This is a genomic window from Methanofollis aquaemaris, from assembly GCF_017357525.1.
Lineage (GTDB): Archaea > Halobacteriota > Methanomicrobia > Methanomicrobiales > Methanofollaceae > Methanofollis > Methanofollis aquaemaris.
The window spans coordinates 2149215-2168688 of the sequence record NZ_CP036172.1 but is presented as its reverse complement, the minus strand read 5'-3'; the positions used below and the strand labels follow the sequence as shown (position 1 = coordinate 2168688).

The 19474-nt window shown below is 42.6% G+C and carries 18 protein-coding genes and 1 pseudogene; 6 read left to right on the top strand and 13 right to left on the bottom strand.

Features of this window, described 5'->3' with window-relative positions; all coding sequences use genetic code 11:
* Positions 1 to 77 precede the first annotated feature (77 nt).
* Positions 78 to 1004 carry an SDR family oxidoreductase gene (locus RJ40_RS10425; RefSeq protein WP_265580788.1) on the top strand — a complete coding sequence of 309 codons (927 nt, stop codon included), beginning with the start codon at positions 78 to 80 and terminating at the stop codon, positions 1002 to 1004.
* The gene (locus RJ40_RS10420; RefSeq protein WP_265580787.1) at positions 986 to 2245 is read left to right on the top strand and encodes a nucleotide sugar dehydrogenase; all 1260 of its coding nucleotides are present in this window, start codon (positions 986 to 988) and stop codon (positions 2243 to 2245) included. Before RJ40_RS10425 ends, RJ40_RS10420 begins: the two co-directional genes overlap by 19 nt.
* 176 nt (positions 2246 to 2421) lie before the next feature.
* Here RJ40_RS10420 and RJ40_RS10415 read toward each other — a convergent pair whose 3' ends face one another.
* The 12 genes and pseudogenes from RJ40_RS10415 to RJ40_RS10375 form a co-directional block, all read right to left on the bottom strand.
* Entirely contained in the window at positions 2422 to 3450 is a 1029-nt protein-coding gene (locus tag RJ40_RS10415; RefSeq protein ID WP_265580786.1) for a UDP-N-acetylglucosamine 4,6-dehydratase family protein, read from the bottom strand.
* The gene (locus tag RJ40_RS10410; protein ID WP_265580785.1) at positions 3451 to 4578 is read right to left on the bottom strand and encodes a DegT/DnrJ/EryC1/StrS family aminotransferase; all 1128 of its coding nucleotides are present in this window, start codon (positions 4576 to 4578) and stop codon (positions 3451 to 3453) included.
* Positions 4579 to 4581: 3 nt separating this feature from the next.
* A complete protein-coding gene (locus tag RJ40_RS10405; protein ID WP_265580784.1) occupies positions 4582 to 5007 on the bottom strand; it encodes an acyltransferase in 426 nt (141 codons plus the stop codon).
* 45 nt (positions 5008 to 5052) lie between these two features.
* Entirely contained in the window at positions 5053 to 6105 is a 1053-nt protein-coding gene (locus tag RJ40_RS10400) for an N-acetylneuraminate synthase family protein (protein ID WP_265580783.1), read from the bottom strand.
* Positions 6093 to 6998, bottom strand: a complete 906-nt coding sequence (locus tag RJ40_RS10395) for a glycosyltransferase family protein (RefSeq protein WP_265580782.1) — start codon at positions 6996 to 6998, stop codon at positions 6093 to 6095. The genes RJ40_RS10400 and RJ40_RS10395 overlap by 13 nt, the downstream gene beginning before the upstream one ends.
* The gene (pseF, locus tag RJ40_RS10390; RefSeq protein ID WP_265580781.1) at positions 6991 to 7728 is read right to left on the bottom strand and encodes a pseudaminic acid cytidylyltransferase; all 738 of its coding nucleotides are present in this window, start codon (positions 7726 to 7728) and stop codon (positions 6991 to 6993) included. Before pseF ends, RJ40_RS10395 begins: the two co-directional genes overlap by 8 nt.
* Positions 7729 to 8117: 389 nt before the next feature.
* Positions 8118 to 9569 (bottom strand): oligosaccharide flippase family protein, encoded by a 1452-nt coding sequence (locus tag RJ40_RS10385; protein ID WP_265580780.1) that lies wholly within the window; start codon positions 9567 to 9569, stop codon positions 8118 to 8120.
* Positions 9570 to 9642: 73 nt separating this feature from the next.
* Entirely contained in the window at positions 9643 to 9810 is a 168-nt protein-coding gene (locus tag RJ40_RS13050; protein WP_394357403.1) for a transposase, read from the bottom strand.
* 147 nt (positions 9811 to 9957) lie between these two features.
* Positions 9958 to 10149, bottom strand: a pseudogene (locus RJ40_RS13045) (transposase); the annotation flags it as partial.
* 83 nt (positions 10150 to 10232) lie between these two features.
* Positions 10233 to 10409 carry a transposase gene (locus tag RJ40_RS13040; protein ID WP_449405519.1) on the bottom strand — a complete coding sequence of 59 codons (177 nt, stop codon included), beginning with the start codon at positions 10407 to 10409 and terminating at the stop codon, positions 10233 to 10235.
* A gap of 669 nt (positions 10410 to 11078) precedes the next feature.
* The gene (locus RJ40_RS10380; protein ID WP_265580779.1) at positions 11079 to 11684 is read right to left on the bottom strand and encodes a serine O-acetyltransferase; all 606 of its coding nucleotides are present in this window, start codon (positions 11682 to 11684) and stop codon (positions 11079 to 11081) included.
* A gap of 215 nt (positions 11685 to 11899) precedes the next feature.
* Entirely contained in the window at positions 11900 to 12766 is an 867-nt protein-coding gene (locus RJ40_RS10375; RefSeq protein ID WP_265580778.1) for a hypothetical protein, read from the bottom strand.
* Positions 12767 to 13152: 386 nt separating this feature from the next.
* Here RJ40_RS10375 and RJ40_RS13035 point away from each other — a divergent pair, with 386 nt between their 5' ends.
* The 4 genes from RJ40_RS13035 to RJ40_RS10360 all read left to right on the top strand — a co-directional run bounded on the left by RJ40_RS13035 (position 13153) and on the right by RJ40_RS10360 (position 18415).
* Entirely contained in the window at positions 13153 to 13407 is a 255-nt protein-coding gene (locus tag RJ40_RS13035) for a transposase (protein WP_394357383.1), read from the top strand.
* Between the two features lie 9 nt (positions 13408 to 13416).
* On the top strand, positions 13417 to 13902 hold the full coding sequence (locus RJ40_RS10370) for a transposase (protein WP_265580777.1): 486 nt from the start codon (positions 13417 to 13419) through the stop codon (positions 13900 to 13902).
* 1067 nt (positions 13903 to 14969) lie between these two features.
* A complete protein-coding gene (locus tag RJ40_RS10365; protein WP_265580776.1) occupies positions 14970 to 16070 on the top strand; it encodes a D-glucuronyl C5-epimerase family protein in 1101 nt (366 codons plus the stop codon).
* A 281-nt stretch (positions 16071 to 16351) separates the two neighbouring features.
* Positions 16352 to 18415 (top strand): hypothetical protein, encoded by a 2064-nt coding sequence (locus RJ40_RS10360; protein ID WP_265580775.1) that lies wholly within the window; start codon positions 16352 to 16354, stop codon positions 18413 to 18415.
* Between the two features lie 50 nt (positions 18416 to 18465).
* Here RJ40_RS10360 and RJ40_RS10355 read toward each other — a convergent pair whose 3' ends face one another.
* Positions 18466 to 19395 carry a glycosyltransferase gene (locus RJ40_RS10355; RefSeq protein WP_265580774.1) on the bottom strand — a complete coding sequence of 310 codons (930 nt, stop codon included), beginning with the start codon at positions 19393 to 19395 and terminating at the stop codon, positions 18466 to 18468.
* Between the last annotated feature and the right edge of the window lie 79 nt (positions 19396 to 19474).

The following is a 19474-nucleotide window of genomic DNA, read 5'->3' as shown; positions in this document are numbered from 1 at the left end:
GGGACCGGGGGGCGGCGAGCCCCCCGCAGAGATGACCGTCTTGAGGAATTCTACAGAGCCGAAAAAATGGAGATATAATGAAATATATTATCACAGGCGGGGCAGGATTCATCGGGTCAAATCTTGCCAGGACGCTTTCTCTGGACCACGAGGTCACGATCATCGATAACCTCTCCACGGGACGGATGGAAAACATCCAGGATCTCGTCGACAGTGAGGACATATCCTTTGTCCAGGGAGACATCAACGACACCGACCTCCTCGAGAACCTCTTCCAGGACGCCGACGGAATCTTCCACCAAGCGGCGCTCCCCAGTGTCCAGCGCTCGGTGAAGAACCCGATGGCGACCCATGAGGCAAATGTCACCGGCACCCTGAACGTCCTCCTTGCAGCGCGCGACGCTAGGGTCAGAAAGGTCGTCATGGCCTCCTCCTCCTCGGTCTACGGCAACACCCCGACCCTGCCCAAGCACGAGGGCATGAACCCCCACCCCCTCTCCCCGTACGCCGTCTCCAAGATCGCCGACGAGTATTATGCATCGGTCTTTTCCGATCTTTTCGAGGTGCAGACCGTCTGCCTCAGGTACTTCAATGTCTTCGGCCCGCGCCAGGACCCGAACTCCCAGTACGCCGCCGTCATCCCGAACTTCGTGAAGCGGATCCTGAATGACCAGCCGCCGGTCATCTACGGCGATGGCAAACAGACGCGGGACTTCACCTACATCAAAAACGTCGTGCAGGCGAACATCAGAGCAATGGAGAGCGACGCCCAGGGTGCCTTCAACATCGCCTGTGGCGAGCGGATCGACCTCCTGACACTTGCCGGCACCATCATGGAGATCGTCGGGAAAGACCTCGAACCGATCCACGAGGCCCCTCGCCCCGGCGACGTCAGAGATTCCCTCGCCGACATCTCGCGTGCGCGCGAGGCGTTTGGGTACGCACCGGAGTACGACTTGAAAACAGGACTTATGGAGACGATCACATGGTTCAGGAATCACTGAAGGACAAGACCGTCTGCGTCGTCGGGCTCGGCTATGTCGGCCTGCCCCTTGCAGAGGCATTTGCGGAGAAGATTCCCACGATCGGTTACGAGATCGTGGAAGAGAAGGCGCGGCACATCGCGGAGACCACGAAGGCACCGCTGCACGTCACCTCAGATCCCGCCGAGATCAAAAAGGCGGACTTCATCTCCATCTGTGTCCCCACCCCGGTGAAAAAGACCAAAGAGCCTGACCTCTCCTTCGTCAAGTCCGCGGCCCGCACCGTCGGCTATAACCTCAAGCCCGGTGCGATCGTCGTCCTGGAGTCGACGGTGTACCCCGGCGTCACCGAAGGGATCATCAAGCCGATCCTCGAAGAGGAGTCAGGCCTCGTCTGCGGGAAGGACTTCAAGGTCGGCTACTCCCCTGAGCGGATCAACCCTGGCGACGACGCCCACGAACTCGCAAAGATCACCAAGAACGTCGCCGGCATGGACTTTGAATCAAGCGACGCCCTCTGCGAACTCTACAGCCTCGTCACCACCGTGTACCGCGCGCCCGACATCAGGACCGCCGAGGCGGCGAAGGTGATCGAGAACATCCAGCGTGACCTCAACATCGCCCTCATGAACGAGCTCTCCCTCATCTTCCACAAGATGGGCATCGACACCCAGGAAGTGATCAAGGCCGCCGGCACGAAGTGGAACTTCCACCAGTACCGCCCCGGCCTCGTCGGCGGCCACTGCATCCCAGTCGACCCCTACTACCTCGTCTACAAAGCCCAGGAACTCGGCTACCACCCCCAGGTGATCCTGGCCGGACGTGCGATCAACGACTCCATGCCCAAGCATGTCGCGGATATGGCGATCAAGGAGTTGAACCGGGCTGGCAAGGTGATCAGGGACTCGAAGGTGCTGATCATGGGCCTCACCTACAAGGAGAACGTCCCCGACACCAGGGAGAGCCCGGTCAGCGAGATGGTCCGTGAGTTGAAGGAGTTTGATGTGGATGTGTATGGGTACGACCCACTGCTTGGGGCAAAGGAGATCGAGCGGTTCGGAGCGACGCCGATCGGCTCGCTCCAGGAGATTGACGATCCAATGGCATGCATCATCATCAACTCGCCGCATGATGTATTTGCGTCGTTGACACTGGAGAAGGTACTTGCGATCTGCAATGGGAAGCCGATCATTGTGGATGTGACGGGGATGCTGAAGAAGAATGATGGGGTGAGAGAGGGGTGCCGGTATTGTACGCTGTAGGATGTTTTCAAAGCCACGATTCTGGGCCCCATAGAAGATATTTTATTAAATGATTTATAAATGCCATTTATAATTTTTTATACATGGCAGGCGTTAATTGAGGTCTTTTTTGAAGCCATAGAAGAACACATAAAAATATATGTCAGATCTGCAACTAAAATTGTGAATAGAAATAATCAAAAAGGATATAAATTGCGTAACAAATCAAAAATACCCCTTTTGTTAATTATTGCCTCTTCAGACGAAGAATACCGCTTTTTCTGAGATTTATAAAATCCATCTGGCAGAATACTGCTCTGCATCTTTTCCTTGACATGGAGAGGCAGAACAATGAACATATGTTCATTCTCATATGCATGTTCTGCCTCAGATTCTGTCATCAATTCTTCATATTTTTTCTCTCCTGGGCGGGCGCCAGTAACTTTGATCCGTACGTCATTGACACTCTGACCATATTTTTGGGTGCAAAAAGCGATCATAACATCTGCAAGGTCACCAATTTTAAGTACAGGCATCTTCAGAATAAAGATCTCACCATGCTGTGCTATTTTCCCTGCTTCTAATATCAGACCGGTTGCCTTTGGAATATCCATGATGAACCGAGTCATTTCAGGATCGGTGACAGTAACAGGGCCTCCCCCTTTAATCTGTTCCATAAATAGGGGAATAACAGAGCCACGCGATGCCATCACATTTCCAAACCGTACACAGGAAAAAACAGTCTTTCTCTTCCCCCTATAGAAATTTGCAGAGAGGGTCAATCTCTCTGCAAGAAGTTTTGTTGCACCCATGACATTTACAGGATTGGCAGCTTTATCGGTGCTGATAACGATGACCTTCTCTACCTCCTCATCAAGAGCAACATTGAGCACATTCTGGGTTCCAAGAATGTTGGTCTTAACCGCATCGAATGGGTTATACTCACAGAGAGGGACGTGCTTCAGGGCTGCAGCATGAAACACTACGTCAATCCCCTCCATGGCGCGTTTCAATCGTTCTTTATCCCTCACATCACCAACCAGCAATCGAATTTTATCTGATTGTAGTTCCTGCCCCAGGTCAAAGAGCCCAGTCTCATTATTATCCAGAACCCTGACTGAACCTACATCCATTTTCAGAATTTTTTTTACCAGTTCTTTTCCGATCGATCCAACCCCCCCGGTGACAAGGATCGATTTGCCACAGTAGAAATCAACTTCATCCATTCAGGCCACCTCATAAAATTCCTTCACGGAATCTATCACATAATCAATATCATCTCGTGAAATTCCAGGGTAGAAGGGAAGACTGAGAATATCTTCTGAGACTTTTTCGGTTGCTGGCAAGTTGTATGGATTTTTCATCTGGGAACGGTAAAAATGCGTATAATGGACAGGCGAGAAATAGATTTTCGTCATGATCCCTTTCTTTTCGAGATACTGCATCAAGGCATCACGATCCTTCACCCGAAGAGAGAACAACTGATAGACATGATAATAATCCTCTGGAAGTTCTGGAATGACGCACTCTGGCACTTCGGCCTTCAGACGCTTGATATAATACGCTGCATCAACCCACCTCATCCGGATGATATCCTCGACCTTGCCAAGCTGAGCGATACCCAGTGCCGCGGTGATATTCGACATCCTGAAGTTATAACCGAGAGAGACGTAATCCATCACTGCGGTGGTTGAGAAATAATCCGCAGTTTCTAGGCGGCCATGCGATTGAATGAGTTTCATTTTTTCGTATACGTCTCGTGAATCGGTCACGATCGCACCCCCCTCTCCGGTCGTGATGATTTTATTCTGGCAAAAACTCATCATCGCCGAATCGCCGAAGGTTCCAACTTTTTTGCCGTCGATAGCCGCCCCAAAGGCCTCTGCAGCATCTTCGATGAGGATCAGATCATGGTCATCAGCGATCTCGCGCAGCTCCCGAATCATGCAGGGGCATCCACCATAATGGACAGGCATGATCGCCCTTGTCTTAGGAGTAATTCGTTCGACTACATCTTCTGGATCTAATCCACAGGTGGTTTCTTCAATGTCTGCAAAGACCGGTTTTGCGCCGACAAATTGGGGGGCGTTTGCGGTTGCTATGAAGGTGAAGGAGGGGACGATCACCTCATCGCCAGGGGTGATCCCATGGGCAATGAGGGCAGCGTGGAGGGCTGAGGTTCCAGAATTGAATGTAATACAATATTTCGTTCCGACGTACTGCGCGATTTCTTCTTCGAACCTAGGGATATTTGAACCGACCGCCCAATTCATCCCTGAGCGAATCGCTTCACTGACAGCACTGACGTCGTCTTCATCCCAGTACATTTTAAAGAGGGGGATTTTCCATGCCATTTCTCAGTCACCTAAGGTGTCATTATTTTCACAGTTATGGTCAATCATTTTCACAACTTTGGCGGGTACACCATATGCAATTACATTGTCTGGAATATCTTTATTTACAAAACTAAAAGCTCCTACAATCGAGTTTTCTCCAACTGTAACGCCAGGCATCAACACAGAATGTGTGCCGATTTTACAATTCTTCTTTAAAACAACCGAACCTTCCTTATTATCAATTGTGGAAACTGAATATATAGAGCAATGTGATCCAATTTGTGCATAATCTTCAATTATTACTCCATATTTTGCATTAATATAAGAAAAGGTTCCAATATCAGATTTATATCCTAAGATTAATTTATCAGGATGCTGAACTACCCAGTTATATTTTGTTAGCAACCCATTCTTAATTTCAGGATATTCCCAATCTTTGAATCTCATAATTTCTCTGATATAATATTTTGTACTGAAACAAAATAAAGAATTTCAATTGATATCAGACCACTTCAATTCAACATCAGCCTCCACATCCTCACTCAGAGACCTGTCAATGAGATATTTTATTTCTTCAGGGCCGATTCCAGTTCCAGGTCGTTTGAAATCTATATCATTTCTATCAATAATCTCTCCCTTTTTCATGTTTCTCTTTAGAACTACACTTCGGCGAAACTTTTTTCTTTTCTCAAGTTCAGCATCACTTACTGATCTTAAAGTATTTCCAAGAGAGAGAAAAACCTCTTTTCCGTCCTGAACAATTCTTTTCATCTCAACAGGATCGGCAGAGATCGCATGATCCCACCCCAGAAGGTTTTTATCAAGCGTAAAATGCTTTTCAATGATACATGCACCTAAAGCAATAGCAGCAGTGGGAATTGCAGTTCCTAACGTATGATCACTAAATCCCACCGGCATGTCAAAGGCCATTTCAAGTGTTGAGATATTACGCAAATTAATGGTTTCAAAATTCGGCGGATAGATAGAAACACAGTGCAATAGGGCGATTGAACCGGATCCAGATGAGCGTAATGTAGCAATAGCGGTTTCAATCTCTCCAAGGGATGCCATTCCAGTGGAAAGAATTACTGGTCTACCTTTGCTCGCAACATATTCCAGGAATGGAAGGTTGTTGATATCCATTGATGCGATCTTGAAAACAGGCACGTCAAGAGAGACAAGCAAATCCACCTCACTATTCGAGAAACAACTTGATAGAAAAGTAATGCCTGCACTTTTGCAATATGATATGATCTCTTTATGTTGATCGGTTGTGAACTGATATTTCTCAACCATCGCCTCCAGAGATCCAAAATGTTTTTTCTTATCTGAATATTCGGTATTCCGAGCATATTCAGCCTTTGAGATCAACGACGATTTTGTCCAAGACTGAAATTTAACAGCATCAGCACCGCATGCAATTGCTGCATCGATCATTTTTTTGCATAGATCCATATCACCATTATGGTTTGACCCAATCTCAGCGATAAAATAAGGTACTTTCCCTTTTCCGACAATCTTACCATCAATGTCTATTGTTTCCATAACTCCTCCAGATCAGGGTGAGCAACACATGACCACCATATGTGCTTTGCAGGCATTTTATTCAATCTTTCGATATATTCATCTAACGTTTCCGTGGATTGTATCATGCAGTTATAAAACAGAAGAACTTCATCCTGAAATAAAGGGATCTGTTTCTTAAAGAAAGGACTCAATTCAGGAATATATCTCAAAACAAGATCATAATGCTGAAGGACTAACTTTGTTGCAGAGAGAATCTGCTGAGCAGAAAAAGGAGGCAACACCCGCGCAGTGTTTGCAGAATGCTGACGGTATTTCATTCTAGCAATATCATCAAAAAACAGATTTGCATTGTTATTCAGAGCCCTTGTCGCAATGAACCAATCAAGCAATACACATTTTTTCGGAAATGGGAGACATTTCTTTAATATGTCCGAGCGATATGCAGTATTGGAGAGACCAAAAATATTATTGCGGAGCAATAAATCCAAGAGGCCAGTATTTCGAGGCCGTTTAAATTCTATTGCTAGATCATGTCCGCCTTCATCAATAATATTCATGGAACACCCATACCCATCATAACACTGGAGAGCACTTTGAGCGGCGCTCACACGGGAAGGTTCAAGGATATCATCACTATCAACAAATATAATTCCTGAATACTGATTAATCATCTTCCGAATTGCTCTCTCTCTGAATTGAATTGGCGATTCATCCTCATTTCGAATGATCCATGTCGCTTCAATACGATCCCCCATTGCTTTTTGTGCCTCTTCGATCGAGAGACGATCGCATCCAATCCAGATATCAAAATCGGGAGTATCCTGATGATAAACAGAGGAATACCAATCATTCAAATATTGTATCCCTTCAGGATATACAGTTGTAAAGAGCGCAAATTTATTATCAGTCATTTTTAATCCATTGTTTATTCTTCATAAGGATTTCAGCTAATTTCCAATCATCTTCCGTATCAATATCAACACCCTTTTCCCAGGGGATTACCCACCCCGTTCGGTTCGTACAGTGAAATGTTCTTTCTTTACGGAGTGTGTTGATTTTCGCCCACCAAATTGCTCCTGTTGGGCAATATAACTCAGATAAATCCTGACTGCGCTCACTTAATTGTTGTTCAAAGATCGGTGTTAGTTTATTATTGACATCACATTTCATTGCCCACCAAGGATTGAACCATCCATATTTAGTAACCGATATTTGAGCATCAGAACGAGTTTCTAAAAACTGCTGGTGACTATTTAATATATCAATATCATCCCTTAAAGGACAGTTTGCCATTAATTGACACACATTTTCATATTGATCTGATTTAAAATCCATTTTGTTGATTGCATCAAGTGTAACCAGCGATACAGGACAATAATCATCAGCCAAGTTATTATCTCTGATAAAGGGTACTTCTGCACCATATTCTTCAGATATTGCAGCAATTTCCTCGCCATCTGTGCTGACAATAATATGTGAAAATAGGCCACATTTTTTTGCCGCTTCAATAGTATAGGAGATAAGAGGGCGCCCACACATTTCTCTAATATTTTTATTAATCACCCTTTTACTTCCTGCCCGTGCTGGTATAACCGCAATATTTTTTCCAACCACCATTTTGAATAACCCATAATTTTTCATACATTACTAGATATAGAACTTGCGTATTAACCATCGGATAGACGCGCCAGCATAATTCTAAAATTATATGTCTTGTTTCTTACACTCCTCGCCCTGAATACTGACGGAGGTGATTTCACTCCCTCAATCTCCTATTTTACACTGGGATAGGACAGCAATTCATCTCTTCACGATCTCCGTTCCGTTTTCTGGATTTTACTCCCAAGTGCGGATTATAACCCCCATACGAGATAGAAGAAAACAGCAGTCACATGGTGTTACTCCATGAAATCAGAGAAATCAATTCAGCCAAAAGGCGGAAAGTAACATGAAAAAAGTTTTTGTGGGTCTGTTTGAATCCAGATCCATACCATATTAACAGAGAATCACAGAAGGTAATTCTCGAATGATCAAACAAAGTTCTTGAAAAAGTATATTTCTTCTTTAGTTACTCCTTTGAGCGCATATATCAGAACAAAATATATAGCAGCACACAAAGCCACAGTTATTAATATTGATAGTATTCCAACGGGATTAAAAGCAACTAAAACTGGAATCATTGAAATAGATGCCAATATTATTGGAAAAATGGCTCTAGAGACAATATTATATAATAAAGGCGTCTTGGATTTGTCCATCAGATAATATGCAATAAATCCAAGAGCAAATATAAATGAAATCAGTGTCGTAATGGCGGCACCGAGGATTCCCAGATATGGTATTACAACAAGGTTAAGCCCAAAATTAATCACCGCAGCAATAATCCATACCATTGCTGTAATCCGGGTATTTTTCTCTAAAATTAAGATCTGGAAAATAATTGCATATACTCCAAAGAACAAGGCACTTAAAGCGATAAATGGAGTGATCAAATAACTATTTGCCGCAATTTCTGGTGTCGACAAAATTGCCAGCAACGGTTTTGAAAGAATGGACAACCCAACAAACGATGGAACTGCTAACATAAGAAAATACTTCAGAGAATACTGAAGGATATTTTGAACTTCCTGAAGATTATTCTCATCATAATACTTCGAAAGAACTGCAGGCAAGATAAATGAAAACGGCGCTACAAACATCCCAATGATATTCCCAAGTGTATACCCTGGCGCATAGTAACCCACATAAGCAGTTCCCAAGAAAAGGGCAATCACATACCTGTCACTTGAGTTCACCACCCAACTTGAGAGGTTCCCTGGAACCGTTGGAAAGCCAAAGGAGAGGTACTCCCTTATATGTATGAACTTCGGGACAGCAAACCCAATCTCAGAGATGATGAGAGCACCCATAATGAGGAACAGAGTCAGGTCGGTGATAAGCAGCCCCATCACCGCACCGAAAATCCCATAGCCAGCAAGGACAAGCCCTCCAACCATGATTAACTGCAGGCAGGTCTTGAAGAAGAGGAGAGAGGAGTATTTCTTAATCTGCTGGAATGTCCTGAAGTAGTTAAACTGGAGGAGATTCATGCACTCCAAAAAGACAGCGAGAGCAAGGATCCGGGTGACCGCCGTCCGGCCGTCGAAGAGTGCAGTGCCGAGGGGTTCGGCCAGGATGAAGAGAGTGGCCGAAGCAAGGCCCGCAGTCAGGATTGTAATGCCTACGATCGAGTAGTAGCCTTCTTGGATTTCTTCCCGTGATTTCGTTGCCGCAAGGAACCTGACCATCGTGTAAGAGAGGCCGAGCATCACCACCCCGGGGACAAGACCGATGGTCACGGTGATCTGGACGTATGTCCCGTATTCTTCAATTGGGAGAGTTTTGGTGAGGATCGGGAGAAGGATGAGTCCGCTCAGGCCGATGAGGAGGTTGGTTATTCCTATGAGGCCGATTCGCCGGGCGAATTGTTGATATCCATGCAATGACAGTTATTTGGAGAGGAGGTTATTTAAATTTGTCTAGAAAGGATTCTCCAAGAGGAGCATATTAAGGTCGTCACAGTACTCTTCTGATCCTGATGATAAATGCTATACGCGACGCCTTAATTAATTGGATCGATCCAACTCTCCTGAGGAGAGATTCCCCATTTGGGAATGCCTCTACGACTTTGGTCCTTCGTTTCAATTCCTTACCGACCCCCCCCATCATGTTGGTGGTTCGGATTCGCTTTCAGTGTTCTTTGGAGAATACTGTGTAATTCATGAACCCCGGAAGAAACAGCTCGATCGTATTGGCTTATTTCCAGTATCCGTGTGCATTCAGGTCATCGGCAAGATCCTAGTAGACTTTGTCCACTTCCATAGGCCTCTTTCAAGCTCTCTGCAACCTCCTTCTGGTGTTTTCGGAGATTTTGCTCAAGACCGCCCTTGAGTGAACCGAGCACATCCGCCAAGATGCACCGAGGAAGGCGGCTAAGGCCGCCTTCTGGATGCCGATATGGCCATCGTAGATGACCATTTGGAGCCCAAATACCCCTCTTTCCTTGATTTCATAGAAAAAAGCGAACCAGAACGCTTAATTCTCACATTCCATAACTTTAAATCCTATGATATCGAGATAATCATCTTCCCACACTCCGACGACCACTAGGACTGCTTTGGTGAAGTATCGAACTTCCTCCCGCACCCTTGTAAGTAGGAGGCATCCACATAGAGGTACGGGATTGGCCGTTCAATCGGTCGCACGAAGAATTCCTGAACTTGGTCGTCGAGGTCTTTAGCCATCCTGGAGACCAAAGCGGGGGAGATCTGGTCGATCTCCAAGTGAGTAACGGCCTCTTGGATCCTTCTCGTTGAGACGCCTTAGAGGTAGGATTCGACGATCGCATCCACCAAAGTTTTCTCTACCCGGGCAATAGTGTCCAAAGACCTGTGTTTCAAATGGGAACTCCCTGATCTGCGGTTTCCAGAAGATTGTCTCACCATACTGGGTCTTGAGGGATCAGTCTTTGTAGCCGTTCCAATGCGCCTTCCGCGCATCGGTCCGTTCATACGGAGTAACTCTCGCCTGCTGCAGTGCCTCTGCGAGCATCACCTGATTGAGGAATCAGGTGGTGGGAGTCTTCATAACACCCTCGTGATCGGAGAGATTATCTTCGAGGTCATCCCAAAACTCTCTGGTCTTGATCGGTGATGGGAAGACGTTTCTGAAGTACGACATCGTTCAAGAGATTGCTGCCGGCCCCACCACTATTTTCGCCGTAGGAGGTCCGAGGGGCTTCCCCCTGGGGGAAGAGAGCAATTAAAAACTCTTTCTTCTCTTGGTGGACGACACGGCTGATCGGTCCGCTCCCCGATTACGATTGAAGCGGGGAAGGCAGGGGAATGACCGAGAAGAGTCTCGATCCAGGCGATGGATCGAGCCCGGGATACTTTTGGGATACTTAGTTGGATCCAAGGTCAATTCAATTTTACAGAGAGATCGTTACACTATCAACCGTGATCAAGATCCTGCAACGAATTCACTAATTGAGTTCCTTTTACGACACTAGATCTCTTATCAGATATTTTACGAGCAGGCACTCCACCAATCGTAATTCCAGCCTCTAAAAAAGATTTATTAACCACAGCATTCGCTCCTATGGCGATATCATTTGCTATTTGAATATTCCCAAAAATCTTAGCACCGGGACCAATATAGACATTATCACCTATGGAGGGCACATTTATTGGATCACCCGGATTTACGCCTATATTTACGCCGGGATAAACACGGCAATTCGCACCAATGCGGGCACGTCCATTTACAACAATAGTTCCATGATGAGCGATGCTAAGTCCGGGTCCAAAACAATTAAGTCCGATCGTGAATCCTAAACATATACCTTGCCTTGTTAACCTGAATAAAAGTACCTGAAAATATAACTTATGAATAAGAGTTTTGTTTTTCTTGCAATTGTTCCAATACTCGCATTTCCTTAGTAATCGTTGATATATCCAAACTTCGTCAACTAGTAGCCTCGGATATTTCCTTTTTTGGTTCAAAGAAGCCTTATCTGCACCTAAATAAAAGAGATAATCTTGTTTCGACAGAATCATTCATCAATATGTTGCTAATGGGGATGATAAACGTATCTCTTGTAACAATTGCCCCATCTCGTGTTAAACTCTTGATACTGATCTATATTGTCGCAAACTTGGGTAGATCGTCGCTAGAAATTTTTCATACCCAAATGTAGTAACAGTAAGCCCTCCCACCGATTTAGATCGATTCTAAATAAAGTGTTCTGTTGAAAACCTCATGTCGGGTTAGTTCAAACACTGTATAGAGGTAGGACTTCACGAAGTAGTGATTTTGGATTATAGACATACAAAGCGACTCCCTCCTCTTCTAGAGTCTCTCGCCATGTTCCCATTAACTTAATGATCGGTTTTGCAGTGTCATGTACGTCAAAGAAATTTGCGCTTCTCTTGCGATCTATATCTCGGGTTTCACTTTCATTAAGCCAGAAATACCGCCGATCATACAAATCTACGCCTACTAAAACTATTTTTTTATACCCTAAAATATATGCAATATTAACTGCATCGGACAATGTACCACCATTATGGCTAATTGAAGACCCATTTTTATTCAATTCAACCGATCTTTTTATACCATACAGGCACACTTTACGGTCAACAAAATATTTAGAGCTAAAGAAAGACCATGCAGCGATCGGTGAGATTGTATAATCGCGTTTATACCGTAAAAGGAAAATGGTGTCACTATAAAATCTATTTTTTAAAAGTTCAGAATAGTAGGCGTCTATCCGCTGTTGACGATCCCTGTCAAACATGATTGGTCCATAGTGCCCAGTACTTGCGACCTCTCCGCAGATATGATATTTAATTGGAACAAACATCCCCTTAAAAAAATAGTTAAAAGAAAGAGTATCTCCAATATTACTAATTGTTTCAAACTCTGCTGGGGTTATCGAGTTTATCGAAAAACCGGATCCGAATATAAATATAGTATCCTTTTTAATGCCATCCCTTATTTGTTCAAGTGTCATTACATTTGCAAATCTACTTCTGTCTAATACTGCATCTAATAACTTATAGTAAATTACATAGGGGCTAAATATCCTCAAAACTGCAATAGCTTTTTGAAGATATTTACCATGAATGTTTTGATCCATTGCCACCACACACCATCTAATATTATCTCTAATACCTTACTCATCAAGTTATCATAGGCTGACAAATATTTTTATAAATTAAACTCACCACGATAATTATCTCCATTAAATATAGGAGTTGAGGGATATAAGATAATTTTGCAATAGAAGAGCATATCCCAAAAGTGATCCCAATCCACATTGCCTGATTATAAATTGCATTCGATTAAAACCACATGTCGCGGCATTCCGCGATATCGATGATGACCCCCTGATCAATCATCGGTAGTGCCCCAAGAAAAAACTGATAATAGAAACACTCTCCCTGTGTGAGTTTATGTTATGAATACAGGTCACTGCTCGATGCAATTCTGTCGGATTCCCCGAAATAAATTTTCAGTTCTTTTATGGGGCACTACCCAATCATCAGCAATTACCTCCCCCCTCAGAAACCTCACACTGGACGACCTCGTTCTGATCCTCGTCGTTTAATGAATGGAATTCTCTTTGTTCTTACTACCAGATGTACATGGAGCGACGTACCCGAAAAACATGGAACCAAATCGACGGTACATCGATTTCATCAATATCTATGCGAGAAAAGCGCCAATAAGGAGATATTTTTGATCTACTTCAGCGAGGATACGATCTCAAATCGTTGATCTTCCGCATTGTTCGATAGATACGAAGTCTATTCCCGCAAAAAAAGGGGCATCATCGGATTTGATGACCATAAGAAAATAAAAGAGAACAAACTGAGCGTAATAGTCGATCGAAACGGCAGACCACTTTCTTGTGTTATATCCCCTGAAAATAGCCACGATTCAACACTTTATATACAAACCCTTGAAGGATTCACGTTTTTCGGAAATAAATTCAAACCAACATTCATATCCGCAGATCCAGCGTACGATACAATAAAAATAAGAGCATACAATGACCAAAACAGAATAAAGAGCAATATTCAAATAAATACAAGAAACACGGAAGATCCAGAGAAAAAAAGAACAGTACCTTTTGATCCAGAACTTTACAAGAAAAGAGGAGCTATCGAACGATTTTTAAGTTGGATTAAAGCATTTAAGAAGATTGCTCTAAGGCATGAAAGAAAAGAAGAATCATTCCTCGGATTGATCATGTTCGCATGTGAATCATGATCAGGAGAGTTATGGGATGAACTCGAAGATAATCGAGACTGTGGACATGTTGTTATAGCGCTTTAAAGGCATCTAGGCTGATAATATGCCCACTCTCTATTGCAGTGCTAGAAGGCGTATAAATCTTTAAAGTCTCTCCGAACTTTCAGTAGTGGAGGTCATCCCAATATTTTCCTGGTCAGGACGACACACGCCAAATAAATCAGTCCTAGGAATGAGCATTCATATCGCCCCTAACGCGGAATAATCTTCTTAAAAGCCTCAATACATCTTAAGGGGCCGTTCAATGGCACTTCGCCCCTTTTTGAGTTCTGGATCGAACCTTATCCGTCTTCCCTGCTTCAGATGTTTCCGAGAGATCTTGTTGACTGAGATATTACTTTTATCCCTCTTTTTCGGTTGTATTGTCGAATCTCCCGAGCATCGTAGGCTGCATTTGCGGAAATGATCACGAGGTCATCCTGCACTTCTGGAATCTCAAATGCTTCGAGGGTTGGCTCGTAGAACTGGAAATCATGGACTCTGGCAGGGTAAACTGTGTGTAGGCAAGTAAAAGAGGCCTTTTCGATCGACTAGAGCACTCAACTTGTTCCTATTTACCTTTTTATAGCCATCATAGCCGGTTGATCCCCTTTTTTAGCCAGAATGTCCTTCGTATCCATCGCACAGTGCGAGAGATCGATCTTCCGGATCTCATAAGCGGATCGGAGCAGGTCGAGGAAGATCGCCTGGTACACCCCCTTCTCGCATAATTCAAGGTGGTACCTACCGGTGTACCGTCGATTTAGTACCGTATTTCGTCGGAACATCGTGCCAGGTACAGCCAGCGCTCAGACGTACAGGATACCGTTGAAAAACCCGCGGGGGTCACACCAGGGCCGACCGATGTGCGGCTTCGTTGACGGGAGATATTTCCGGACAATCTTCCAGAGATCATCGTCAATTTCCCGGAAGGCCATGACTCTGAGAGTTATCTGAAAGATCTTATAATTTTAGGACCCCCTCTCAGATAATCTTTCGGATACTATATATTCTGGAAACCTGATTATTAATACCAAAGGTGCTGAATGTTGATTAGAGAGTGGACAAAATACATATTAATTATCCTTATCTTTGTAGTCACCTTTACTGTTGTTACCCTCACAATAAGCGGGGCGTATCGAAATATGGCCTATATAATCCTCCTAATTATTCACGCATTTGTTTTAACCCATATAAATTCCACACTGTCCATACACAATAGTCTGACCATATATGGAAAATTGGCAAATTATTTCAAATTGCATGGCCCGAATGTAAATCATATAGATAATAATGGTGTTCCTTATGTAGACTATGGAAATAAACAGGGAGTATTTGTTGGCACCCAAAGAAACCCGTTGACCATTGCTGACAAAGCAAACGATTGTTACAAACTCTACGTTGAAACGAAAAATTGCCAGTTTTACAACCAATTTCTTAGTTGTGTCAATTACCTTGAGGACTTATGCGAATGGCATGAAGATTCAGGTAGAAGATATGTGTTATATCCGTACAATTTCATTACCGATAAGAGTTCTCAAGACCTCCCATGGTACTCAGCGATGGCACAGACAGCTGCACTTGTCACCCATCTCAACGCATATAAATTAACATGTGACGCTAAATATCTATATAAATGCAATTTGATTATAAATTCGTTGAGGGTGCCAATGGCATCTGGAGGTGTGCTTCATGTTGATCCCGAAGATGGTGGATTGTGGTTTGAAGAAGTAGCCTGTAAAAGCAACGCAGATAAACCATCGTCCATCCTAAATGGTAACTTATTCTGCCTATTAGATTTGTATAAATACTACCAAGATACAAAAGACAGCAATGCCAAAGAATTATTCGATCTGGGCGTACAAGAAGTCAAGAGGCACCTTCACGAATATGATCTAGGCTATTGGACGGCATATGATCGTCAACATCATTTTGCTTATGATTATCATTATGTTCATTTGAAATTATTAAATGAGATGTACACGATAACCGAAGATCCATTTTTTGAAAAGTATTATCATAAGTGGAGGTTTTATATTCCTCTCAATCCCCTTTGGGCTAGAAAACACTTTGCGGGATTTATATTAAATTTGTGCGTCATGACAGTAATTGCCTCCAGCCTCTCCATATTCATTTCCTTGATATAGTATTCACTTTATAGTCGATGTTCATCACCCCTCCCCCTTTAAGCAGTGGAAACCGACGAGCTGATCGCCCCTACCAAGCGATTCGATTTGAATCCCCTTTTGTAATAATATCATCTCTAAAATAGCCGTTCTCATTTTGGGGGGCCAGAAAGGAGAATTCAAATTGATACAGAGTCCTAGGCCACACCCGGCCCCCACGGACCAATAGTCACACTAATTCCTCCAGAGATAAAGTCTATAAGTTCCTAAATATGAACTACTAATTAAACTAGGGTTCTCCCATGGATACAGATAAAAGAAGACTTAGCGTATTGCAATTACCCCATGAAACAATAAAATATATTTTTGATAAGTTAGATATTATAGGAGGCCTGTTTGGAGCGGTTTTAGGTATCATTGTAATTATCTTAAGTTTCATTGGAGTCTTAGGTCAATATTATATCGGATTTACAATCATAGTGGGGTCTGTATCATACCTACTACTCAGGCAATATAATTTCCATAGTAACCAAATCAAAGCTGAAAACGGAAATCAGATCACTGATCCCGAAATACTATGCCCAAGAAAGCCCCCGAGGAGCTTTCTATATCCTAAAAACACGGATAATATTTCGATCCCCAACGCTCATAAATGGCGTATTTTAGACGTAATATTTTGTTTTGTTCTAATATTTGCACAGATCTTGTGGTATACCAGTGATTGTACAAGACCAGATCTTTACTTTATACTAATTGCAATCGCTTCGGCCATTCTTGGCGTCGAAATTGCAATACCTCAAAGTAAAGGCTCTGCATTATCGATGCTTTTAAAAATACTGTATATTTCATTTATCATTCGAAGTGGGATATTTTTCAATTACCCTAGTGTAATGGGATCAGATGCATTCACCCACGCATCGATTGCGGAAGTTTTATCAAATTCGCATTTTATTCCACCATTTGAGATTAGTGGCAAGTATTTTTATTATCCCATTTTACATATATTTATAGCAACAGCGAAGATAATACCCGGTGTCGATATTAAAACAGGCATCTTAATCGCAATTGGATTAGGTAGCATAATAATACCAACATTATTTATATACCTGCTCGGTAAAACATTGTGTGACAGCCAAATAGGGCTCTTGGGAGCCTTACTGTTTAACCTTACAAATGTCGTAATTGTACGGGGAATAACAAATATTACCGCAGGATCTGTCACCCTATGTTGCTTCTCGATTATTCTATACTTTGTTTATCGAGACAAAAAATCGTATGTAATTTTAGCACTTCTCATAACATCTATTGTATTAATTACTATAACTCACCAGTTAACCACATTTGTCGTTTTATTGGCTTTATGTTGTATAACGTTAACCTCAAAAGGCATTAACAATTTAAATAAAGAGAAGAACAAAGCGCCCCCTTCTCTGATTGTATTAACGCTCTTTGGAGTTTTGATTCTATTTTATTGGAGCATTACTGAGTTAAGCAGTGCTAATTCCTTCTTCGAAGCAATGGTGCGAGCAGTTCGATCTATGGCGCTTGAGGGAGGCGCTTACGGGGCAGATAAGCTTATCGTCGGCCAACAATACCACTATACTGCGATTGAGACGCTGATAGTTCAGTCACACTATCTGATTATACCACTTTTAGTTATACCAGGCATTTTATTATGGATATCCTCTAAAGACAGTAGAAAGAAGACCATTGGAATCTCTACAGGATTGCTCTTTATTGTGGCATATGGAATTCCATTGCTAGGTATTCGAACTCTATTAACCGGAAGATGGCTACCTTTACTCGTAGCACTTTCCATTCTTCCTGTTTCAGATTTCGTTATAAGAAGTGTTCAACCAATTAAATCAAACAAACTTAAAAAAATAACTCTGTTTGTACTAATTTTTTTCTTCTCGCTTATTATGATAACCACACCGGCAATCAATCGAGATAACCCCATCGTAGCCAAAGAAACAACAGTAAGAGATCAGTTTACACATAGCGAGATTCAAGCAGTTAAAACAACTTCAATGATATCTACAGGTGATGTGAAGATAGATTCGGCATATTACGGGACATACAGACTATATGGAGGAGAACAAACAATCATTGGTAAAGGAAACTTATGGTCTCGTATCAGAAGTTTAGATGTGTTAGGGAAAAACAAAGAAGTCACATATGATACACTGTATATTCTACGAGAATGTACACTACATGAACCTATACCGGTTAGACAGTCCGATCTCTATGGTGATAGCAAAAATATTCCATTATCTGAGGACATATTCAATCACTTTAAGCTGGGGGATTATAATTTGATATATCACAGCAAAGGAATTTATGGATACAATATCAGAGGCCCCTAACGAGCATTATGGCATATAAATCGACAAAACTTTAGATGCTATTTCTCATCTCATTTAACGAAAATGGCTTTCATTTTACTCCCTAATTGAGACCTATATTCCCTTAGTCTTACATTCCAATAGTATTCTTTTATTTCATCGTCATTAATCTTCTGACACCGAGCAAATAATGATTCCAGGTATCCGAAAAGGTAAGGTATACCTAGATAGAATGGCCTCCTCGTTGAGAACCAGACCACATTTAATAAGATTAATAAGGGATGCTTATTTAAGTAGTATGCTAACCACCCATCTTTCATATAAGTTCTCCATAGCCCTTCAGCACTGCGAGTTGGTCTCTGTTGTACTGCTATTATATTATCGAATTTTTTAATGGAATAACCTCGCAAGATTGCTTTAACATTTGAGATCGAATGCGCTGCTGCCTCTACAATATATCCATCTGTCTCGAAAAAGCATTTCTTTGTCCAGAGTCTGCCAGTGCCTCGTGGCAAGTGCCCTGCAGTATTCTCTTCAATCTGGCCATTGTTTGTATCATAGATATTCCCACTAGCAATTCCGAGAGTATTGTCATTTATAAATTCACTAACTAATATTTCGAAATATCTCTCATCTAAAACCGTGTCGGCATCAACCAAACCTATATACTGAAAATTGATATTATTTTTAACAGCGAGATCAACTGCATTGTCGAAGCCGTTTTTGCATACGAATGAATAATGATAGAATAAATCTCTTGGATGGGGGGGGAGGCGTACGCTTTTAATCCACTTAAAATCATATTCAAGGTTCTGTATAATTTGTGGAGTGTTATCCGTGCTCCCATCATCTACAATAAGCCACATTTTTGGTTTTAATGTTTGTTTAATTAATGACTCTGCCACTAGAGGGAGAAATGATTCTTCATTCCTTGCTGGTGTAACTAGGATGTAACTAGGAAGCTTCTTACCATCCAAACCAAATATCTCAGCTGTTGCCATTTTCCAACCTACTTCAATCCAATTGAAGAAAATTCACGGAGGCCGTTGATACTTTTCGTGTATACCAACCCACAAAAGA

Bases quoted from the DNA above. Each gene is read 5' to 3' on its own strand.
- RJ40_RS10405 (WP_265580784.1), bottom strand. From the start codon at position 5,007: ATGAGATTCAAAGATTGGGAATATCCTGAAATTAAGAATGGGTTGCTA.
- RJ40_RS10365 (WP_265580776.1), top strand. From the start codon at position 14,970: ATGTTGATTAGAGAGTGGACAAAATACATATTAATTATCCTTATCTTT.
- RJ40_RS10400 (WP_265580783.1), bottom strand. From the start codon at position 6,105: ATGGAAACAATAGACATTGATGGTAAGATTGTCGGAAAAGGGAAAGTA.
- RJ40_RS10410 (WP_265580785.1), bottom strand. From the start codon at position 4,578: ATGGCATGGAAAATCCCCCTCTTTAAAATGTACTGGGATGAAGACGAC.
- RJ40_RS10360 (WP_265580775.1), top strand. From the start codon at position 16,352: ATGGATACAGATAAAAGAAGACTTAGCGTATTGCAATTACCCCATGAA.
- RJ40_RS10395 (WP_265580782.1), bottom strand. From the start codon at position 6,998: ATGACTGATAATAAATTTGCGCTCTTTACAACTGTATATCCTGAAGGG.
- RJ40_RS10425 (WP_265580788.1), top strand. From the start codon at position 78: ATGAAATATATTATCACAGGCGGGGCAGGATTCATCGGGTCAAATCTT.
- RJ40_RS10375 (WP_265580778.1), bottom strand. From the start codon at position 12,766: ATGGATCAAAACATTCATGGTAAATATCTTCAAAAAGCTATTGCAGTT.
- RJ40_RS10355 (WP_265580774.1), bottom strand. From the start codon at position 19,395: ATGGCAACAGCTGAGATATTTGGTTTGGATGGTAAGAAGCTTCCTAGT.
- pseF (WP_265580781.1), bottom strand. From the start codon at position 7,728: ATGAAAAATTATGGGTTATTCAAAATGGTGGTTGGAAAAAATATTGCG.
- RJ40_RS10420 (WP_265580787.1), top strand. From the start codon at position 986: ATGGTTCAGGAATCACTGAAGGACAAGACCGTCTGCGTCGTCGGGCTC.
- RJ40_RS10415 (WP_265580786.1), bottom strand. From the start codon at position 3,450: ATGGATGAAGTTGATTTCTACTGTGGCAAATCGATCCTTGTCACCGGG.
- RJ40_RS10380 (WP_265580779.1), bottom strand. From the start codon at position 11,684: ATGATTCTGTCGAAACAAGATTATCTCTTTTATTTAGGTGCAGATAAG.
- RJ40_RS13035 (WP_394357383.1), top strand. From the start codon at position 13,153: ATGGGGCACTACCCAATCATCAGCAATTACCTCCCCCCTCAGAAACCT.